This window comes from Lentzea atacamensis (assembly GCF_003269295.1).
Lineage (GTDB): Bacteria > Actinomycetota > Actinomycetes > Mycobacteriales > Pseudonocardiaceae > Lentzea > Lentzea atacamensis.
On record NZ_QLTT01000002.1, the window covers coordinates 744679 to 762411 of the forward strand.

Here is a 17733-nt window from a genome sequence, read left to right on the forward strand (position 1 = left end):
GGCGGGTTGCGTTTGCGTGGGGCGGATCCCATCACGAGCCGCACCGGAGCGAGCCAGGCGCGGCCAACGATCAGGTACGACTCGTGACGGGACCCACCCCACGGCGGCCAGCGTTGCTAAAAGCGGGCTCGGCTTCGCCTTCGCTTGGGCTTAGGGCCTTGGTTTGTACGTGAGTTGCCGCAGGAGGGTTTCTGCTGGGCCTTGTTTGCCTTGGCGGCGTAGGGCTTCGGCGAACACCACGGTGGCCAGCCAGGTGCAGATGGCTATGGCGGAGGCTTCTGCCGTGCCCAGTTTTGTGCCCAGGCCTCCGGCGTATGGCACGAACACGGCCACGAAGACCACGGATTGCAGCAGGTAGCAGGTCATTGACCGTTGGCCGCAGGCGGCCAGTGCCGTCAGCACTGGGCCGGGCGTTGTGGTGTGGGCTGCGATCAGGCCCATCAGGGCCGCGTAGCCGAGTCCGCCCGCTAGTCCGGTTAGGCCGTGCACCACGTAGGCGGGTACTTCGAGGGCGTTGTGCCACACCTGGGCGTCGATCAGGGCCAGTGGGAGACCACCTGCGATGGCGACTGCGATGCCGGTGACTGAGGTGGTGCGCAAGGTGTTGAGGTGGCGATCGGGTTCGGTGAGCAGCTTTCGTCGTGCTGCCCACACGCCGAGCACGAACGGGACGACCACGTCGATCAACAGCAACGGTGTGAGCACGCCCCACATCGCCAGGCGTTCGGCTAGTGCGGTGAGCGGGTCTTCGGCGGCCGCCATGTTCGATGCTCCGCCGAACTCGGCGATGCGCATGGCGTTGAACGTCATCACGGTGGCTAGGGGGATGAGGGCTGCGGCGGCGAAGGTCAGCAGAGCGCGGTCGCGCCAGCGGAGCACGTTCACCAGTAGGAGGCCGGCTAGGCCGTAGGCCGCGAGGATGTCGCCGAAGAAGAGCAGCAGGGCGTGGGCGGCGCCGAACGCCAGCAGCCAGAGGCTGCGCCTGCGTAGCAGCTTGCGGATGGTTGGCCACTCGCCGGTTTGCTTGTTCGCGATCTGTACGAAGCCGTAGCCGAAGAGCGCGGCGAACATCGGCATGGCGCGGCCGTCCACGAGGGTCACCTGTATGGCGGTGACCAGCAGGTCTAGCGGGCTGCCGTTGGTTGCGTACGAGCGGAAGCCGGTTGGGTGGCCTGAGAGGTACATGTGGGCGTGGGCTAGCGCTATCAGCAGCAGCATCGCGCCGCGTGCCAGGTCAGGCGCTAGGGCGCGCCGGGTTCGGGTGAGCACCTGGACTCCCAGTTAGATACGGTTACGTAGCTTATTGGGGTGATAAGATACGGCACCGTTTCTTGCTTGGGAAGGTGGGCTGTGACGCCGGAACGACGGCGGGGTGAGGCGCTTGTTCGTGCGATCCATGAGGCCGTGCTTGCCGAGGTGAGCGAGGCTGGGCTTGGGCAGTTGACGATGGAGGGCATCGCGCGCCGGGCGGGCACTGCTAAGACCGTGCTGTATCGGCGGTGGGCCACCACCCATGAGCTGTTGATCGACGCCTTGGCGCAGACCTGTCCCGTTGAGGTGCCTTCGCCGGGAGCGAATGACCTGCGTGGGGATCTCATTGCGGCGCTGACGTTGCTGACGGACTGGATGCAGACCGCCTCTGCGGGGGCGGTGCTGGCGATCACGTCTGAGCGGCACCGCTATCCGGAGCTGGCGGAGGCCTTGTACCGCAAGGTTTTCGACCCGCGGGGCGGGACGTTCACCACCACGGTGCTGCAGCACTACGTGGCCAATGGGCAGGTGGATCCGAAGCGGCTTACGCCGATCACCACCCAGATCGGTGAGGCGCTCGTCTTCAAGTTGGCGATCGACCTGGATCGCAGGCCTACTGCGGAGGAGCTTGCGGCGATCGTGGACGAGGCGTTGTTGCCTGCGCTGGGGGTTGGTTAGCGGTTGGCCAGGCCGTCCAGGCGTACCGGTGCCGGGGTGGGGGACTTGTCGTACTTGGCGGCGATTTCGGGGCCGTGCTTGAAGATCTGGTAGAGCGGCATGCCGTGGCCCCGGCCCAGGTCGTAGTCGTTCTTGAGCCAGTCGAGGAACTCGGTCGCCTTGGTGGTGACGTCGAAGCCGTGCGCTGTGGCTGCCGCCAGCAGGTCGGCCGGGGTCTTGCCGGTCTTCTTCTCGGCTCCGTCTAGGTAGGCCTGGAACGACATCGTGGTCTCCGTTCTTCGTGTCTGGGACGAGCGTAGGACAAGTTCGGCTGTCTTGACAACTTTTTTTGTCGGTGGAATCCGGTTGTGGGTGGCTGCTTCCATGGGGGGCATGCGGCAGTTGAGGTGGAGTGACGTCCGCGAGTGGTTCGACCCCGATGACGCCGTTGCACGACGGGTACGTTGCCGGTGCTGGAGCTGAGGCGTGGGCGGCCGTAGTGGCATTCGTGCGGGAGAAGGGCTGGCGGCGCGAGGAGGACGAAGTCAGGTTCTCCGTGTGGCCTGCTGAGGGGTTTCTGGTCAACTTCTTCGAGGCCGATGACGATGACGTGCTCTTCGACATCGACGTGCGGGAGCTTCAGGGACAGGAGCGGTTGGACCTGCTCGGTGCGTTCCTGCGGGAGCTGGGGCAGGCGTTCGGGCGGCCGGTTGCGCTGACCTTTGAGGGGTTCGACCCGAGCGAGATGCCGTACCTGCACTACGACCCGGTGGCTGACGGGTTCGTGCTGGATCGGGAGCCCTAGCGGCGGCGGGCTCTGGCCAGGGCCCGGGCGCGGATCACGAGGTCGTCCACCAGGTGCTCGTCCACCAGGGGTGGGACGCCGGACTCGTCGGTGCAGCAGCGGGGCTTGGTGCGCTTCTCGGAGAGGCGGGGGCGTACGCCGGCCATCTCGTAGAGGGCCTCGTAGAGGTCCAGTCCGGGGTCGTCGTCGTGTGGACCTACCAGGAGGACCCACACGACTTCGGGGGACGGGAAGGCGACCACCACGCGGTCGGCGCCGCGGAGGTGCTTCACGCACAGGCGGGGGAGTGGTTCTGGGCCCGTCACGCGGTAGCCCAGGGAGGCGCAGCCCGAGTGGGCCAGTTCGTCCAGGAAGCGTTCGTAGGCCACGCGGGCGCGGCCGCGGAGGCCGTTGGCCTGGGCGTGGGCGGTGTGGGTTTCTACGACTTCGATCAAGCTTGGCGGACCACGCGTCCCCTGCCGCTGCGCATCTCGTCCAGGGAGGCGGCCAGGTCGCTGCGGTCGAGCAGGGACTGGTCGCTGAGGCGGCGGTGGACTTCGTCGATGAGGCCGCGGGTCTTGCCGGCGCGGCGGAGGTCGGACACGAGGTGAAGGACCTCATGGAGGCGCACGGTGTCGAGGAGCATGCGCGGTTCTTGGCTGTGGATGGCCAGTACGCCCTCGCGGGCCCAGGCCTTCACGGTCTTCTCGGTGAGGTCCAGCAGTTCGCCGGCCACCACCGGGCGGACGGGCGGGGCCTGGCGGAGGGTGCGGGCCACTACGCCGTCCAGCTTGTGGCGGCGTTCGTCGTCTTCTGCCAGGGATGACGCCACGGACTCGATCTCCTCGATCGTTTCGAAGAGATCCCGGATCAGGGCGGCCTCGGTCGCGACAGACATGGCTACTCCTCCCGTTGACTACCGATTATCGCCCTGTTTTTCGGTAGTCGTCAACGGCCCCGGAGCAGGGATCCGGGGCCGTCACCGGTCACGAGGAGAAGAAGAGGCCGGAGAGGCCCTTGTGCTTGCGGTGGCCGTAGCCGTAACCGTGACCACCGTGGTGGTGGTGGACCTGCTGCGGCGCGGCGCCCCAGGCGGGCTGAACCGGCTGCGGGTAGGCGACGGGCGGAGGGGCCGGCGCGGCGGGCGGCGGCGTGTGCATCTGGGCCTCGAGGCGAGTGATCGACTCGAGCTCGCCGTAGTCGAGGAAGACCCCGCGGCAGCCGTCGCACTGCTCGATGTGAACGCCCATGCGGTCGAACGTGCGCATGTTCGCATGACACTTGGGACACTGCATCGTGGTGAGCCTCCTGGGTGGGACCGGACAAAAACGATATTAGCCGCGGTCGCCGTTGTCGTGCGTCGCGATGATCCGATGACACGCTTCGACCAGCGGTTCCACTGCTTGCAGACCGGTCACTAGTGCCCGCGCTGCCATCTGAACAACGTACGCCTGAGCCGGAATGTTGAGGGCATCCCACTCCGATGTCGGCAGAGCCACACCCCCCGTTTCACGGTAGGTGTTGAGGAACCGCGCCCACAGATCACCCGGAAGGATGCCCGCCGCGAACAACGCCGCAGGTCGCGCGAGGTCCCACACCGGATCGCCCACCCCCAGGTCGTCCACGTCGATGAGCCGCCACGCACCCCGGTGCACCAGCTGCCCGAGGTGCCAGTCCCCGTGGATCAACGCCTGCCCTGCCATGTCCAGCGGCGGCAGCACCTCGAACGCGCGCAGCACCACGTCCGCGTGCGGCAGGCCCGGCGGCAACGCCCGGATGGCGCGCACGATCCGCTCCGGAGCGCCGGCCACCGGTCCCTGCACGGGCAACGCGTGCAGCTTGGCGAGCAGCGCCGCGCTCTCCTCCCACGGCGCCGCGTCGGGATCCGCCTGGCTCACCGGCGTCCCGTACGGCCACACCGTCACCGGCCGGTCGTCCACGAACTGCAGCGGCTTCAGCGGCGGCAGCATCAGCTCGGGGTGTGTCGCCGCGATCTCCAGCCGCTGCCGCAACGCCTCCGCGTCGGTGTCCGCGGGATGCGCCTTGGCCACCACGTCGCCGACGCGCACCACCACGACGTCACCGCGGTCGCCGCCGAGCACCTCGGGATCGGCGGAGGAGCCGGTCAGCGAGGCCATCGCCGCGATCAGATCGTCCACACCCACAGTGAATCAGGTCCCTCGGTTCACACCTTCGAGATGCAGACGGTCGAGGCGGGCTGCAAGTAGACGTACGAGTCGTCGCCGGTGGTGCACAGCTTCTCGTCCGCCTTGCCCGCCACGACCTTCGTCACCTTGTTGGGTGACAGTCCACACGCGACTCGTTGGTACAGCGTGAACTCACCGACCTCGGCCAGCGTCAGGCAGTCGCCCTCACGCACGTTGCCCGTGTAGCAGTCCTTCGACTGCTTCTTGCTCTTGCGAGACCGGTTGCCCGTGTCGGCGAGGTAGTCGCTGGACGGGCTAGACGACCGCGGCGAGGCCGCGAGCCGGTGCATCGCCTGCGGGGCAGAGCAGTCGGCCTTCACGAAGTCGAGCCGTTCGCGCGACTGGCTCCTCGCCTCCGCGCAGTCACCGATGGCGGGTCGTTGCGGAACGAGAAGTACTCGACCACTCCGAGACGGACCAGGAAGACCGTCGTCACGACGATCCCGAGCTTGGTGATCTTCGGCCTCTTGCCGACGGCGTGCCGCTGCGTGTGTTCCTGGTGCCACTGCTGGGCGGGAGAGGTCATGACCGCTTTCCGTCAGATCGAGAGCTCGCGGTTGATGCCGGCGTTGGTCAGCGCGTCCTCGCCGAACTGCTGCGCGGAGCCCTTCCACCCGCCCGTCCCGATGACGATGCAGGCCTTGTCGACGCCGCGGAACGTCTCCATGGCGTCCTTGCAGGCGAACTTCTCGGCCGTGTTGCGCCACCACTTCGGACCGGCGAGCCGGCCGGACAGCACCTTGAGGACCTTGCCGATCTTCTGCAGCACCGCGGTCACCCCGCTGCACGATCCGGCCGACCCTGGTGGTCGCCACCGCGACCTCGGCGGCCACCTCCGACGCGCCGAGGGGCGGCACCGCGGCCGCCTGCGCGGCCAGCCAGGTGATGATCGGCCACTCGATCAGGGACGCGATCAGGTCCATCACCACGTCGTACACGGTCTTCATCAACGCCGCGCTGCCTTCCAGCAAGATCAGCGCAGGATCGAGCCGAAGCCCTCGTCGTCGTCTTCCACTCGCGGCGACGGTCCCTGCCGCTGTGGTCTGGCGGGAGAAGGCGGCGGCATCCGGTGCTGCTGAGGAGCCGGCGGCATCGGCGGAGGCTGCGGCAGCTGGCGCCGGCCCGAAGACGTCCTCCTGCACCTTGTTCACCCGCGCGGCGATGTCGACCTGGTCGCCGGGGCACCGCTGCACGAGCTCCGCGGACGCGCGGGTGGACTGCGCCGTCGTGACCGCGCGGGACAGCGCCTGTGGCGAAAGTCGCAGTGCCTCTGGTCTGAACTCGACGCTCAGGATCGACCCGCCGTGTCCGGCCACGACGGTGACCGTCCGATCGGGTGACGTCGCCGCCGCGCGCAGCGTCGACATCCTCTTTCACGTTCTGGTTGTCCACTGCATGAGCGGACGCGGTACTCCCGTTTCGGCGGCTCCGTCCACATCGAACACCGGGCGCGAGCGGCGAAGGTGGATCGGGTGCGTTCTCCGTCACGCGGGTAGCGTGGATCGCGAGGCGCGGGTGCCCCTGAACGCGCTGGTGCGGTACCCCCGTTTTGACCCAGGTAGACGTGGGCGGGTATCTTTGCTACTCGTGCCCGACCCATGTCGGGCCGCTCCGCGTGCCCGTGAGGCCGTGGTGTCCTCCACTCGCAGGGACAGTTGAAGCCGTAGTCGGCGTGAACTGTTGCTTGCGGACCTTGGGAGCGGGCGACACGCCCGACCTCGGGTGCAGAGAGGGATCAAGAAACACGAGGGTGAACCGCAAGGCGAACCCGCAAAGACGGAAGAAGCAGCCGGCGAATGCCAACGATCCAGCAGCTGGTCCGCAAGGGCCGCCAGGACAAGGTGGCGAAGCAGAAGACGGCGGCCCTCAAGGGCTCGCCGCAGCGGCGCGGTGTGTGCACCCGCGTTTACACCACCACCCCCAAGAAGCCGAACTCCGCACTGCGCAAGGTCGCTCGCGTGAAGCTGACCAGCGGTATCGAGGTCACGGCGTACATCCCCGGTGAGGGTCACAACCTCCAGGAGCACTCGATGGTGCTCGTGCGTGGCGGTCGTGTGAAGGACCTGCCGGGTGTTCGTTACAAGATCATCCGTGGCTCTCTCGACACCCAGGGTGTGAAGAACCGCAAGCAGGCTCGCAGCCGTTACGGCGCGAAGAAGGAGAAGAGCTGAGATGCCCCGCAAGGGACCGGCCCCTAAGCGGCCGCTGATCTCCGACCCGGTCTACAGCTCGCCGCTGGTGACCCAGCTCATCAACAAGGTGCTGGTCGACGGCAAGCGCTCGGTGGCCGAGAAGATCGTCTACGAAGCGCTCGAAGGTGCTCGCGAGAAGACCGGCACCGACCCGGTCGTCACGCTGAAGCGCGCGCTCGACAACGTGAAGCCCGCCCTGGAGGTCAAGAGCCGCCGCGTCGGTGGCGCGACCTACCAGGTCCCGGTCGAGGTCAAGCCCGGCCGCGCGACCACGCTGGCGCTGCGCTGGCTGATCACCTTCTCCCGGCAGCGCCGTGAGAAGACCATGGTCGAGCGTCTGATGAACGAGCTGCTCGATGCGAGCAACGGTCTCGGTGCGAGCGTCAAGCGCCGTGAGGACACGCACAAGATGGCCGAGTCCAACAAGGCCTTCGCCCACTACCGCTGGTGATGTGACGCCCGGCCCCGCGAGGAGCCGGGCGCTCCCAGCCCTAGTGAGCTGACAAGCTCAAGACAGGGGAAAGACCCGTGGCACAGGACGTGCTCACTGATCTTGCCAAGGTCCGCAACATCGGGATCATGGCCCACATCGACGCGGGCAAGACCACGACGACTGAGCGGATCCTCTTCTACACGGGGATCAGCTACAAGATCGGCGAGGTCCACGACGGCGCTGCCGTGATGGACTGGATGGAGCAGGAGCAGGAGCGCGGCATCACCATCACGTCCGCCGCGACGACTTGCTACTGGAAGAACCACCAGATCAACCTGATCGACACGCCCGGCCACGTCGACTTCACCGTCGAGGTCGAGCGCAACCTGCGCGTCCTCGACGGCGCCGTTGCCGTCTTCGACGGCAAGGAGGGCGTCGAGCCGCAGTCCGAGCAGGTCTGGCGGCAGGCGACCAAGTACGACGTCCCGCGCATCTGCTTCGTCAACAAGATGGACAAGCTGGGCGCGGACTTCTACTTCACCATCCGCACCATCTCCGAGCGTCTCGGCGCGAAGCCCCTCCCGATCCAGATCCCGATCGGCGCCGAGAGCGACTTCATCGGCGTCGTCGACCTGGTCGAGATGCGCGCCCTGACGTGGCGTGGCGAGGTCCAGAAGGGCGAGGACTACGCGATCGAGGAGATCCCGGCGGACCTCGTCGACAAGGCGCAGGAGTTCCGCGAGGCACTGCTCGAGGCTGTCGCCGAGACCGACGACACGCTGATGGAGAAGTTCCTCGAAGAGGGCGACCTCACCGTCGACGAGATCAAGGCGGGCCTCCGCAAGATCGTCGCCGAGGGTACGGCGTACCCGGTGCTGTGCGGTTCCGCGTTCAAGAACAAGGGCGTCCAGCCCATGCTCGACGCGGTGATCGACTTCCTGCCGTCGCCGCTGGACCTCCCGCCGGTCGAGGGCACGCTGCAGGACGGCGAGACCGTCGTGTCGCGCAAGCCCTCGAGCGACGAGCCGTTCTCGGCGCTGGCGTTCAAGATCGCGGTGCACCCGTTCTTCGGCAAGCTGACCTACATCCGGGTCTACTCGGGCAAGGTCGCCTCCGGCACCCAGGTCGTCAACGCGACCAAGGACCGCAAGGAGCGCATCGGGAAGATCTTCCAGATGCACGCCAACAAGGAGAACCCGGTCACCGAGGCGATCGCGGGCCACATCTACGCCGTGATCGGCCTGAAGGACACGACCACCGGTGAGACGCTCGCCGACCCGCAGCACCCCATCGTGCTCGAGTCGATGACGTTCCCGGAGCCGGTCATCCAGGTGGCGATCGAGCCCAAGACGAAGGCCGACCAGGAAAAGCTGGGCACGGCGATCCAGAAGCTCGCCGAGGAGGACCCGACCTTCCGGGTCAACCTGGACGAGGAGACCGGCCAGACCATCATCGCCGGCATGGGCGAGCTCCACCTGGACATCCTGGTGGACCGCATGCGCCGCGAGTTCAAGGTCGAGGCCAACATCGGCAAGCCTCAGGTGGCGTACCGGGAGACCATCCGCAAGGCGGTGGAGAAGTACTCCTACACCCACAAGAAGCAGACCGGTGGTTCCGGCCAGTTCGCGAAGGTGCTCGTCACCGTCGAGCCGCTGCCGAAGTCCGACGACGGCGCTCTCTACGAGTTCGTCAACGCGGTCACCGGTGGTCGCATCCCGCGTGAGTACATCCCGTCGGTCGACGCGGGTGCTCAGGACGCGATGCAGTACGGCGTGCTGGCGGGCTACCCGCTGGTCGGCGTGAAGGTGACGCTGCTCGACGGCGCCTACCACGAGGTCGACTCCTCGGAAATGGCGTTCAAGATCGCCGGTTCGATGGCTCTCAAGGAAGCCGCCCGTCAGGCGTCTCCCGCGATCCTCGAACCGATCATGGCCGTCGAGGTCACGACGCCCGAGGACTACATGGGTGAAGTGATCGGCGACCTGAACTCCCGCCGTGGCCAGATCCAGGCCATGGAGGAGCGCAGTGGTACCCGTGTCGTCAAGGCACTGGTTCCGCTGTCGGAAATGTTCGGGTACGTGGGTGACCTGCGGTCCAAGACCCAGGGTCGTGCCAACTACTCGATGGTGTTCGACTCCTACGCAGAGGTTCCCGCGAACGTCTCGAAGGAGATCATCGCGAAGGCGACTGGGGAGTAACCCCACACCGGAGCACCGCAGTTCCACCGCGGGCTCTCCGGGGGTGAATCCCTGGGGTCCGCACTTTCCGACCCTGACGTGTAGTCCGGCGGGTGGCCACAGATGCCCGCCGGACCAGCAAAGAAGAAGAAGTCCAGGAGGACAATCCAGTGGCCAAGGCGAAGTTCGAGCGGACGAAGCCGCACGTCAACATCGGTACCATCGGTCACATCGACCATGGCAAGACCACGCTGACCGCGGCGATCTCCAAGGTTCTGCACGACGCGTACCCCGATGTGAACGCTTCGTTCGCGTTCGACCAGATCGACAAGGCGCCGGAAGAGAAGCAGCGCGGCATCACGATCTCGATCGCGCACATCGAGTACCAGACGGAGAACCGTCACTACGCGCACGTCGACTGCCCCGGGCACGCCGACTACATCAAGAACATGATCACCGGTGCGGCGCAGATGGACGGCGCCATCCTGGTGGTCGCGGCGACCGACGGTCCGATGCCGCAGACGAAGGAGCACGTCCTCCTGGCCCGCCAGGTCGGCGTCCCCTACATCGTCGTTGCGCTCAACAAGGCCGACATGGTCGACGACGAGGAGATCCTGGAGCTCGTCGAGCTCGAGGTCCGCGAGCTGCTCTCCGAGTACGAGTTCCCGGGCGACGACCTGCCGGTCGTGCGCGTCTCGGCGCTGAAGGCGCTCGAGGGCGACGCCACGTGGGGCCAGTCGGTCCTCGACCTGATGGCCGCCGTCGACTCGGCGATCCCGGAGCCGGAGCGCGAGACCGACAAGCCGTTCCTCATGCCCGTTGAGGACGTCTTCACGATCACCGGCCGCGGCACCGTCGTGACCGGTCGTATCGAGCGCGGCATCATCAACGTGAACTCCGAGATCGAGATCGTCGGTATCAAGGAGCAGTCGAAGAAGACGACTGTCACCTCGATCGAGATGTTCAAGAAGTTCCTCGACGAGGGTCGCGCCGGTGACAACGCCGCGCTGCTGCTCCGCGGCATCAAGCGCGAGGAGGTGGAGCGCGGCATGGTCATCGTCAAGCCGGGCACCACGACCCCGCACACCGAGTTCGAGGCTCAGGTCTACATCCTGTCCAAGGACGAGGGTGGCCGCCACACGCCGTTCTTCAACAACTACCGTCCGCAGTTCTACTTCCGCACCACGGACGTGACCGGCGTTGTGACGCTGCCCGAGGGCACCGAGATGGTCATGCCGGGTGACACCACCGGTATGACGGTCAAGCTGATCCAGCCGATCGCCATGGACGAGGGCCTCCGCTTCGCGATCCGCGAGGGTGGCCGCACCGTCGGCGCCGGCTCGGTCACCAAGATCATCAAGTGATCTAGCTCGACCCAGTTCGGCGACAGGCCGGGTCAACGACTCCGTTGGCCCGGCCTTCGTCGTTTCAGGCGTGAGTTGTGTGTGACAGCTCACGTGCACTACGCGCAGGGTGCTCAGTGGTAGATCGCTCGCGGGGATTCCGTTGCCGGGCAAAGGAACCGTTGCCGTCGTTGCTCCACATGCGACGGACACGGCGGTTCGCCGGCCAAGGTCCGCACGTGATCTGCCTCTAAGTCGCCCACCCCGATTTGGATCGCCTCACACCCGTGTGGCATCCTTTACGGGTTGCTCGACGAAGGCTGGGCCCACTTCGTGTGTGCCTTGGTCCTTCACCGAGCGTCCGCGCCCTGTTAGTGAACGCCTCCTTGCGGAGATGGGCATCAGGGTGCATGGGCTGTGGTAGGCCCAATCCCACCGGGGAGACCTTGAGTGGGACCGGTATGCGCACCGGGCGCGACACGCCCGACCGCGTGGACCGGGCACCATGACACTTCAACAGGGGCGGAGCGCGCCAAGAGGCTGTAACAGGCCTCATCCGAGGCACCGCACCGCAGCGGTACGAGAAGCAGAGGAACGGCAAGCCATCATGGCGGGACAAAAGATCCGCATCCGGCTCAAGGCCTACGACCACGAAGCGATCGACGCGTCAGCGCGCAAGATCGTGGAGACCGTGACGCGCACCGGCGCTCGGGTCGTCGGGCCGGTGCCGCTGCCCACCGAGAAGAACGTGTACTGCGTCATCCGCTCGCCGCACAAGTACAAGGACTCGCGCGAGCACTTCGAGATGCGCACGCACAAGCGACTGATCGACATCCTCGACCCGACGCCGAAGACGGTGGACGCGCTCATGCGCATCGACCTGCCGGCCAGCGTCGACGTCAACATCCAGTAAGCGTTGGGCGCGGAGAGTAACGGACCAATGTCTGACAGGCAGATCAAGGGCATCCTGGGCACCAAGCTCGGCATGACTCAGGTCTTCGACGAGAACAACCGGGTCGTCCCGGTGACCGTCGTGAAGGCTGAGCCGAATGTCGTCACCCAGGTTCGCACCGAAGAGAAGGACGGCTACACGGCCATCCAGCTGGCGACCGGCGCGATTGACCCGCGCAAGGTCAACAAGCCCGTCGCGGGCCACTTCGCCAAGGCCGGGGTCACGCCCCGTCGCCACCTGGTGGAGCTGCGCACGGTCGACGCCAGCGAGTACGAGGTCGGCCAGGAGATCACCGCTGAGGTGTTCGAGGCCGGCGCTGTTGTCGACATCACCGGCACCAGCAAGGGCAAGGGCACCGCGGGTGTCATGAAGCGCCACAACTTCCGGGGCCTCGGCTCCAGCCACGGCACCCAGCGCAAGCACCGCTCGCCGGGTTCCATCGGTGGCTGCGCCACCCCGGGTCGCGTCTTCAAGGGTCTGCGCATGGCCGGCCGCATGGGCCACGTGCGCGTCACGACCCAGAACCTGAAGGTGCACAAGATCGACGTGGAGAACGGCCTGCTGCTCATCAAGGGCGCCGTTCCCGGTCCCAAGGGCGGTCTGGTGTTCGTCAAGACGGCCGCGAAGGGTGGTGCCTGATGTCGACGGTTGAGATCCGTACGCCGGACGGCAAGTCCGCCGGCACGGTCGAGCTTCCCTCGGCTGTTTTCGACGCGCAGGCGAACGTCGCGCTGCTGCACCAGGTCGTTGTGGCCCAGCAGGCCGCCGCGCGCCAGGGTACGCACGCCACGAAGACCCGCGGCGAGGTGTCCGGTGGTGGCAAGAAGCCGTACCGCCAGAAGGGCACCGGTCGCGCCCGCCAGGGTTCGACGCGTGCGCCGCAGTTCGCCGGCGGTGGCGTCGTCCACGGCCCGCAGCCGCGTGACTACACCCAGCGGACCCCCAAGAAGATGAAGGCCGCCGCTCTGCGTGGCGCCCTCTCCGACCGGGCCCGCGCCAACCAGGTGCACGTCGTGTCCGGCCTGGTGGACGGGGACACCCCGTCGACCAAGACCGCGCGCAAGGTTCTGGAGTCGGTCACCCAGGCCCGTCGCGTTCTCGTGGTGCTCAACCGCACCGACGAGGTCGCGTGGGTCAGCGTGCGCAACCTGCCGCACGTGCACGTGATCGCGCCCGACCAGCTCAACACCTACGACGTGCTCGTCAACGACGACGTGGTGTTCACCAAGGACTCGCTCGACGTGTTCCTCGCCAGCAAGGCCCAGCAGGGTTCTGGCTCGGCTGAGGCCACGGCGACCGTGGTGGACGAGGAGGCCTCGAAGTGATCCCCGACCACAGGGACATCTTGCTCGCCCCCGTGATCTCCGAGAAGTCCTACGGACTGCTCGAGGAGAACAAGTACACCTTCTTGGTGGCGCCGGGTTCGAACAAGACCCAGATCAAGATCGCCGTGGAGAAGGTCTTCGGCGTGAAGGTCGTCAGCGTCAACACCATCAACCGGCAGGGCAAGCGCAAGCGCACCCGCACCGGGTTCGGCAAGCGCAAGGACACGAAGCGCGCGATCGTCACGCTGTCTGCCGACAGCAAGCCGATCGAGATCTTCGGCGGCCCTGCCGCCTGATGACGAGGACTGCGTAGAGATGGGCATTCGCAAGTACAAGCCGACGACCCCCGGTCGTCGCGGTGCGAGCGTCTCCGACTTCGCCGAGATCACTCGGTCGACGCCGGAGAAGTCGCTGATCCGCCCGCTGCACGGCCGTGGTGGCCGCAACGCGTCGGGCAAGATCACCACGCGGCACAAGGGTGGCGGTCACAAGCGGGCTTACCGCTTGATCGACTTCCGTCGCAACGACAAGGACGGCGTGCCGGCCAAGGTCGCTCACATCGAGTACGACCCCAACCGCACCGCGCGCATCGCACTTCTGCACTACGCAGATGGCGAGAAGCGCTACATCGTCGCACCGGAGAAGCTGAAGCAGGGCGACACGGTTGAGAACGGCCCCAAGGCCGACATCAAGCCGGGTAACAACCTGCCGCTGCGCAACATCCCGGTCGGCACCGTGATCCACGCGATCGAGCTCCGCCCCGGCGGTGGCGCGAAGATCGCCCGCTCGGCTGGCGCCTCGGTGCAGCTCGTGGCGAAGGACGGCCCGTACGCCCAGCTGCGGATGCCTTCGGGCGAAATCCGCAACGTGGACGTCCGCTGCCGCGCCACGATCGGCGAGGTCGGCAACTCCGAGCACCAGAACATCAACTGGGGCAAGGCCGGCCGCATGCGGTGGAAGGGCAAGAAGCCCACCGTGCGTGGTGTCGCCATGAACCCCGTTGACCACCCGCATGGTGGTGGTGAGGGCAAGACCTCCGGTGGTCGCCACCCGGTCAACCCGGCTGGTAAGCCCGAGGGTCGTACCCGCCGCCGCAAGCCAAGCGACAAGCTCATCGTCCGGCGTCGTCGCACCGGTAAGAAGCGCTGAGCAGGGAGGGAGTGAAGGATGCCTCGCAGCCTTAAGAAGGGCCCCTTCGTGGACGACCACCTGCTCAAGAAGGTGGACGTTCTCAACGAGTCGGGCAAGAAGACCGTCATCAAGACGTGGTCCCGCCGGTCCACGATCATTCCGGACATGCTTGGCCACACCATCGCGGTGCACGACGGCCGTAAGCACGTCCCGGTGTTCGTGACCGAAGCCATGGTCGGGCACAAGCTGGGCGAGTTCGCCCCGACCCGCACCTTCAAGGGCCACATCAAGGACGACCGGAAGTCTCGTCGCCGCTAGGCGTCGAACTGAGAAGAGCAAGGGAAAAGCAGCGATGAACGCCCGTAAGGACGCTGAGGCGCAGGAGTTTCCGCGCGCCGTGGCTCGGGCTCGCTACGTCCGCGACACCCCCATGAAGGTCCGTCGCGTCGTCGAGCTCATCAAGGGTCGTAACGCCAGCGAGGCCCTGGCCGTGCTCCAGTTCGCGCCCCAGGCAGCCTCTGAGCCGGTCGCGAAGGTGCTCGCCAGCGCCATGGCCAACGCCGAGAACAACCTGTCCCTGGACCCCGACACCCTCTGGGTTTCGGCGGCCTTTGTGGACGAGGGTCCGACCCTCAAGCGTTTCCGCCCGCGTGCCCAGGGCCGCGCGTACCGGATCCGCAAGCGGACGTCGCACATCACCATTGAGGTGGAGTCGCGTCCGAAGAAGACCAGCGCGAAGGGAACCCGGTAGTGGGCCAGAAGATCAACCCGCACGGCTTCCGGCTGGGGATCACCACCGACTGGAAGTCCCGCTGGTACGCCGACAAGCAGTACGCCGAGTACGTGGCCGAGGACGTCAAGATCCGCCGGCTGCTCTCGCGCGGCATGGAGCGTGCCGGTATCTCCAAGGTGGAGATCGAGCGCACCCGTGACCGGGTTCGCGTCGACATCCACACCGCCCGGCCGGGCATCGTCATCGGCCGTCGCGGTGCCGAAGCGGACCGCATCCGCGGTGAGCTCGAGAAGCTCACCAAGAAGCAGGTCCAGCTGAACATCCTCGAGGTGAAGAGCCCCGAGTCGGACGCGCAGCTCGTGGCACAGGGTGTCGCCGAGCAGCTGTCCAACCGCGTTGCCTTCCGCCGCGCGATGCGCAAGGCCATTCAGTCGGCCATGCGTTCGCCGCAGGTCAAGGGCATCCGCGTGCAGTGCGGCGGTCGCCTTGGCGGCGCCGAGATGTCCCGCTCGGAGCACTACCGCGACGGCCGCGTGCCGCTGCACACGCTCCGTGCCGACATCGACTATGGCTTCTTCGAGGCCCGCACCACGTTCGGCCGTATCGGCGTGAAGGTGTGGATCTACAAGGGTGACATCGTCGGTGGCATCTCCGCCAAGCGTGAGCGTGACGCGGCCCCCTCTCAGGCCGACCGCGCCCCGCGCCGCGACCGTGGCGAGCGTCCGAACCGGGCCCGTCGTTCGGGTGCCAGCGGCACCACCGCGACGAGCACCGAGGCCGGTCGTGCCGCAGCTGACGCCAACGCGTCCGCCGAGGCCCCGGCTGCTGCAGAGAAGACGGAGAGCTGAGTCATGCTCATCCCGCGCAGGGTCAAGCACCGCAAGCAGCACCACCCCAAGCGGTCGGGTGCTGCCAAGGGCGGCACGAAGGTCACCTTCGGTGAGTACGGCATCCAGGCTCTGGAGCCGGCCTACGTGACGAACCGGCAGATCGAGTCCGCTCGTATCGCCATCACTCGCCACATCCGCCGTGGCGGCAAGGTCTGGATCAACATCTTCCCGGACCGTCCGCTCACGAAGAAGCCGGCCGAGACCCGCATGGGTTCCGGTAAGGGTTCGCCGGAGTGGTGGGTGGCCAACGTCAAGCCGGGTCGCGTCCTCTTCGAGATGGCCTTCCCGAACGAGCAGGTTGCTCGCGAGGCGCTCCGCCGCGCGATCCACAAGCTCCCGATGAAGTGCCGCATCGTTACGCGTGAGGGTGGTGAGTTCTGATGGCAGCGGGTACCACCGCTTCCGAGCTGCGTGAGCTCACCGAGGAAGAGCTCGTGCTGCGTCTGAAGGAGTCGAAGGAAGAGCTCTTCAACCTTCGCTTCCAGATGGCCACGGGCCAGCTCGACAACAACCGGCGTTTGCGCACGGTCCGGCACGAGATCGCCCGGATCTACACCGTGATGCGGGAGCGGGAGCTCGGGCTCTCCGCTTCGCCGGAATCCACTGGTGAGGGTGCGGCATGACCGAAAGCAACGAAGTTCAGACCGAGAAGCGCAACGACCGCAAGGTCCGCGAGGGCCTCGTCGTGTCCGACAAGATGGACAAGACGATCGTCGTGGCGCTCGAGGACCGCAAGAAGCACCCGCGTTACTCCAAGGTCATGCGCTCCACCACCAAGGTGAAGGCGCACGACGAGGAGAACACGGCGGGCGTGGGCGACCGCGTCCTGCTGATGGAGACCCGACCGCTGTCGGCCACCAAGCGCTGGCGGCTCGTCGAGGTCCTCGAGAAGGCCAAGTAAGTCCTTTCTAGACAGACCGAGCCCGTCGGGTCGGAAATCCGGCGGGCCAGGAATGGTCAGGAGCAAGTAAGTGATTCAGCAGGAGTCGCGGCTTCGTGTCGCCGACAACACTGGTGCGAAGGAAATCCTTTGCATCCGTGTTCTCGGCGGTTCGGGTCGCCGCTACGCGGGCATCGGCGACATCATCGTCGCGACCGTCAAGGACGCGATCCCCGGTGCCGGCGTGAAGAAGGGTGACGTCGTCAAGGCGGTCGTCGTCCGCACCGTCAAGGAGCGCCGTCGTCCGGATGGCTCGTACATCCGCTTCGACGAGAACGCCGCCGTGCTCATCAAGAACGACAACGAGCCCCGCGGTACCCGCATCTTCGGCCCGGTCGGCCGCGAGCTGCGCGACAAGAAGTTCATGAAGATCATCTCGCTGGCTCCGGAGGTGCTCTGACCATGAAGGTGAAGAAGGGCGACACGGTCGTCGTCATCGCCGGCAAGGACAAGGGCGCGAAGGGCAAGGTCATCCAGGCCTACCCGGAGACCGGCAAGGTCCTGGTCGAGGGTGTCAACCGGATCAAGAAGCACACCAAGATCACGCAGACCCAGCGGGGTGCGCAGTCTGGTGGCATCGTGACCCAGGAAGCCCCGATCAACGTCTCCAACGTGATGGTGGTCGACTCGGACGGCAAGCCGACCCGTGTTGGTTACCGTACGAACGACGAGGGCAAGCGGGTCCGCATTTCCCGTCGTAACGGGAAGGACATCTGAG

28 protein-coding genes are annotated in these 17733 nt (G+C 66.5%); 19 read left to right on the top strand and 9 right to left on the bottom strand.

Annotated features, from left to right (window positions below; all coding sequences use genetic code 11):
* Positions 1–150: 150 nt before the first annotated feature.
* On the bottom strand, positions 151–1269 hold the full coding sequence (locus C8D87_RS12525; RefSeq protein ID WP_233442048.1) for a DUF418 domain-containing protein: 1119 nt from the start codon (positions 1267–1269) through the stop codon (positions 151–153).
* An 81-nt stretch (positions 1270–1350) separates the two neighbouring features.
* Here C8D87_RS12525 and C8D87_RS12530 point away from each other — a divergent pair, with 81 nt between their 5' ends.
* Positions 1351–1929, top strand: a complete 579-nt coding sequence (locus C8D87_RS12530) for a TetR/AcrR family transcriptional regulator (protein WP_215732291.1) — start codon at positions 1351–1353, stop codon at positions 1927–1929.
* Here C8D87_RS12530 and C8D87_RS12535 read toward each other — a convergent pair.
* Complete coding sequence (locus C8D87_RS12535) at positions 1926–2192, bottom strand: DUF4287 domain-containing protein (RefSeq protein ID WP_112226749.1); 267 nt, start codon at positions 2190–2192, stop codon at positions 1926–1928. The genes C8D87_RS12530 and C8D87_RS12535 overlap by 4 nt on opposite strands.
* Before the next feature lie 155 nt (positions 2193–2347).
* Here C8D87_RS12535 and C8D87_RS12540 point away from each other — a divergent pair, with 155 nt between their 5' ends.
* A complete protein-coding gene (locus C8D87_RS12540; protein ID WP_112226750.1) occupies positions 2348–2713 on the top strand; it encodes a hypothetical protein in 366 nt (121 codons plus the stop codon).
* Here C8D87_RS12540 and C8D87_RS12545 read toward each other — a convergent pair.
* The 7 genes from C8D87_RS12545 to C8D87_RS12575 form a co-directional block, all read right to left on the bottom strand.
* Positions 2710–3147: a hypothetical protein gene (locus C8D87_RS12545; RefSeq protein ID WP_109628798.1), complete on the bottom strand. Its 438-nt coding sequence runs from the start codon at positions 3145–3147 to the stop codon at positions 2710–2712. The two genes, C8D87_RS12540 and C8D87_RS12545, sit on opposite strands and share 4 nt — an antisense overlap.
* Complete coding sequence (locus C8D87_RS12550) at positions 3144–3590, bottom strand: hypothetical protein (protein WP_109628796.1); 447 nt, start codon at positions 3588–3590, stop codon at positions 3144–3146. Before C8D87_RS12550 ends, C8D87_RS12545 begins: the two co-directional genes overlap by 4 nt.
* 88 nt (positions 3591–3678) lie before the next feature.
* Entirely contained in the window at positions 3679–3987 is a 309-nt protein-coding gene (locus C8D87_RS12555) for a TFIIB-type zinc ribbon-containing protein (RefSeq protein WP_109628794.1), read from the bottom strand.
* Between the two features lie 39 nt (positions 3988–4026).
* Positions 4027–4851, bottom strand: a complete 825-nt coding sequence (locus C8D87_RS12560) for a phosphotransferase family protein (RefSeq protein ID WP_215732292.1) — start codon at positions 4849–4851, stop codon at positions 4027–4029.
* A 26-nt stretch (positions 4852–4877) separates the two neighbouring features.
* On the bottom strand, positions 4878–5219 hold the full coding sequence (locus tag C8D87_RS12565; RefSeq protein WP_112226751.1) for a hypothetical protein: 342 nt from the start codon (positions 5217–5219) through the stop codon (positions 4878–4880).
* The gene (locus tag C8D87_RS12570; protein ID WP_112226752.1) at positions 5216–5425 is read right to left on the bottom strand and encodes a hypothetical protein; all 210 of its coding nucleotides are present in this window, start codon (positions 5423–5425) and stop codon (positions 5216–5218) included. Before C8D87_RS12570 ends, C8D87_RS12565 begins: the two co-directional genes overlap by 4 nt.
* A 12-nt stretch (positions 5426–5437) precedes the next feature.
* Positions 5438–5677, bottom strand: coding sequence for a hypothetical protein (locus C8D87_RS12575; protein ID WP_112226753.1), 240 nt, complete (start codon positions 5675–5677; stop codon positions 5438–5440).
* A 1018-nt stretch (positions 5678–6695) separates the two neighbouring features.
* On the opposite strand from C8D87_RS12575, the gene rpsL reads away from it, so the two are divergent.
* From rpsL to rplX, 17 genes are all read left to right on the top strand, one after another.
* A complete protein-coding gene (gene rpsL, locus C8D87_RS12580; protein WP_030473471.1) occupies positions 6696–7070 on the top strand; it encodes a 30S ribosomal protein S12 in 375 nt (124 codons plus the stop codon).
* Position 7071: 1 nt separating this feature from the next.
* Positions 7072–7542, top strand: a complete 471-nt coding sequence (rpsG, locus tag C8D87_RS12585; protein ID WP_109628785.1) for a 30S ribosomal protein S7 — start codon at positions 7072–7074, stop codon at positions 7540–7542.
* A gap of 77 nt (positions 7543–7619) precedes the next feature.
* Positions 7620–9722: an elongation factor G gene (fusA, locus tag C8D87_RS12590; RefSeq protein WP_112226754.1), complete on the top strand. Its 2103-nt coding sequence runs from the start codon at positions 7620–7622 to the stop codon at positions 9720–9722.
* Positions 9723–9871: 149 nt separating this feature from the next.
* Positions 9872–11065 carry an elongation factor Tu gene (tuf, locus tag C8D87_RS12595; RefSeq protein ID WP_109628781.1) on the top strand — a complete coding sequence of 398 codons (1194 nt, stop codon included), beginning with the start codon at positions 9872–9874 and terminating at the stop codon, positions 11063–11065.
* Positions 11066–11651: 586 nt separating this feature from the next.
* Positions 11652–11957 (top strand): 30S ribosomal protein S10, encoded by a 306-nt coding sequence (gene rpsJ, locus C8D87_RS12600; protein ID WP_003938093.1) that lies wholly within the window; start codon positions 11652–11654, stop codon positions 11955–11957.
* A 27-nt stretch (positions 11958–11984) separates the two neighbouring features.
* On the top strand, positions 11985–12635 hold the full coding sequence (rplC, locus tag C8D87_RS12605; protein WP_109628779.1) for a 50S ribosomal protein L3: 651 nt from the start codon (positions 11985–11987) through the stop codon (positions 12633–12635).
* Complete coding sequence (gene rplD / locus C8D87_RS12610; RefSeq protein ID WP_109628777.1) at positions 12635–13321, top strand: 50S ribosomal protein L4; 687 nt, start codon at positions 12635–12637, stop codon at positions 13319–13321. The genes rplC and rplD overlap by 1 nt, the downstream gene beginning before the upstream one ends.
* A complete protein-coding gene (rplW, locus tag C8D87_RS12615; protein WP_109628774.1) occupies positions 13318–13617 on the top strand; it encodes a 50S ribosomal protein L23 in 300 nt (99 codons plus the stop codon). The genes rplD and rplW overlap by 4 nt, the downstream gene beginning before the upstream one ends.
* Positions 13618–13636: 19 nt before the next feature.
* A complete protein-coding gene (rplB, locus tag C8D87_RS12620) occupies positions 13637–14470 on the top strand; it encodes a 50S ribosomal protein L2 (RefSeq protein ID WP_109628772.1) in 834 nt (277 codons plus the stop codon).
* Between the two features lie 18 nt (positions 14471–14488).
* Positions 14489–14770 carry a 30S ribosomal protein S19 gene (gene rpsS, locus C8D87_RS12625; protein ID WP_015105260.1) on the top strand — a complete coding sequence of 94 codons (282 nt, stop codon included), beginning with the start codon at positions 14489–14491 and terminating at the stop codon, positions 14768–14770.
* Positions 14771–14804: 34 nt separating this feature from the next.
* Positions 14805–15203 (top strand): 50S ribosomal protein L22, encoded by a 399-nt coding sequence (gene rplV, locus C8D87_RS12630; protein ID WP_030473463.1) that lies wholly within the window; start codon positions 14805–14807, stop codon positions 15201–15203.
* Entirely contained in the window at positions 15203–16033 is an 831-nt protein-coding gene (gene rpsC / locus C8D87_RS12635; protein ID WP_109628770.1) for a 30S ribosomal protein S3, read from the top strand. Before rplV ends, rpsC begins: the two co-directional genes overlap by 1 nt.
* Before the next feature lie 3 nt (positions 16034–16036).
* Positions 16037–16456 carry a 50S ribosomal protein L16 gene (rplP, locus tag C8D87_RS12640; protein WP_030473461.1) on the top strand — a complete coding sequence of 140 codons (420 nt, stop codon included), beginning with the start codon at positions 16037–16039 and terminating at the stop codon, positions 16454–16456.
* Positions 16456–16698: a 50S ribosomal protein L29 gene (rpmC, locus tag C8D87_RS12645; RefSeq protein WP_086669033.1), complete on the top strand. Its 243-nt coding sequence runs from the start codon at positions 16456–16458 to the stop codon at positions 16696–16698. The genes rplP and rpmC overlap by 1 nt, the downstream gene beginning before the upstream one ends.
* Positions 16695–16976 carry a 30S ribosomal protein S17 gene (gene rpsQ / locus C8D87_RS12650; protein ID WP_109628768.1) on the top strand — a complete coding sequence of 94 codons (282 nt, stop codon included), beginning with the start codon at positions 16695–16697 and terminating at the stop codon, positions 16974–16976. Before rpmC ends, rpsQ begins: the two co-directional genes overlap by 4 nt.
* A gap of 70 nt (positions 16977–17046) precedes the next feature.
* The gene (rplN, locus tag C8D87_RS12655; protein ID WP_089949053.1) at positions 17047–17415 is read left to right on the top strand and encodes a 50S ribosomal protein L14; all 369 of its coding nucleotides are present in this window, start codon (positions 17047–17049) and stop codon (positions 17413–17415) included.
* Positions 17416–17417: 2 nt separating this feature from the next.
* Positions 17418–17732: a 50S ribosomal protein L24 gene (rplX, locus tag C8D87_RS12660; RefSeq protein WP_045309812.1), complete on the top strand. Its 315-nt coding sequence runs from the start codon at positions 17418–17420 to the stop codon at positions 17730–17732.
* Position 17733 lies beyond the last annotated feature (1 nt).

Coding starts and splice junctions, on each gene's coding strand:
- C8D87_RS12535 (WP_112226749.1), bottom strand. CDS start 2,192: ATGTCGTTCCAGGCCTACCTAGACGGAGCCGAGAAGAAGACCGGCAAG.
- C8D87_RS12540 (WP_112226750.1), top strand. CDS start 2,348: ATGACGCCGTTGCACGACGGGTACGTTGCCGGTGCTGGAGCTGAGGCG.
- C8D87_RS12550 (WP_109628796.1), bottom strand. CDS start 3,590: ATGTCTGTCGCGACCGAGGCCGCCCTGATCCGGGATCTCTTCGAAACG.
- C8D87_RS12555 (WP_109628794.1), bottom strand. CDS start 3,987: ATGCAGTGTCCCAAGTGTCATGCGAACATGCGCACGTTCGACCGCATG.
- C8D87_RS12570 (WP_112226752.1), bottom strand. CDS start 5,425: ATGACCTCTCCCGCCCAGCAGTGGCACCAGGAACACACGCAGCGGCAC.
- rpsL (WP_030473471.1), top strand. CDS start 6,696: ATGCCAACGATCCAGCAGCTGGTCCGCAAGGGCCGCCAGGACAAGGTG.
- rpsG (WP_109628785.1), top strand. CDS start 7,072: ATGCCCCGCAAGGGACCGGCCCCTAAGCGGCCGCTGATCTCCGACCCG.
- rpsJ (WP_003938093.1), top strand. CDS start 11,652: ATGGCGGGACAAAAGATCCGCATCCGGCTCAAGGCCTACGACCACGAA.
- rplC (WP_109628779.1), top strand. CDS start 11,985: ATGTCTGACAGGCAGATCAAGGGCATCCTGGGCACCAAGCTCGGCATG.
- rplD (WP_109628777.1), top strand. CDS start 12,635: ATGTCGACGGTTGAGATCCGTACGCCGGACGGCAAGTCCGCCGGCACG.
- rplB (WP_109628772.1), top strand. CDS start 13,637: ATGGGCATTCGCAAGTACAAGCCGACGACCCCCGGTCGTCGCGGTGCG.
- rpsS (WP_015105260.1), top strand. CDS start 14,489: ATGCCTCGCAGCCTTAAGAAGGGCCCCTTCGTGGACGACCACCTGCTC.
- rplV (WP_030473463.1), top strand. CDS start 14,805: ATGAACGCCCGTAAGGACGCTGAGGCGCAGGAGTTTCCGCGCGCCGTG.
- rplP (WP_030473461.1), top strand. CDS start 16,037: ATGCTCATCCCGCGCAGGGTCAAGCACCGCAAGCAGCACCACCCCAAG.
- rpmC (WP_086669033.1), top strand. CDS start 16,456: ATGGCAGCGGGTACCACCGCTTCCGAGCTGCGTGAGCTCACCGAGGAA.
- rpsQ (WP_109628768.1), top strand. CDS start 16,695: ATGACCGAAAGCAACGAAGTTCAGACCGAGAAGCGCAACGACCGCAAG.
- rplX (WP_045309812.1), top strand. CDS start 17,418: ATGAAGGTGAAGAAGGGCGACACGGTCGTCGTCATCGCCGGCAAGGAC.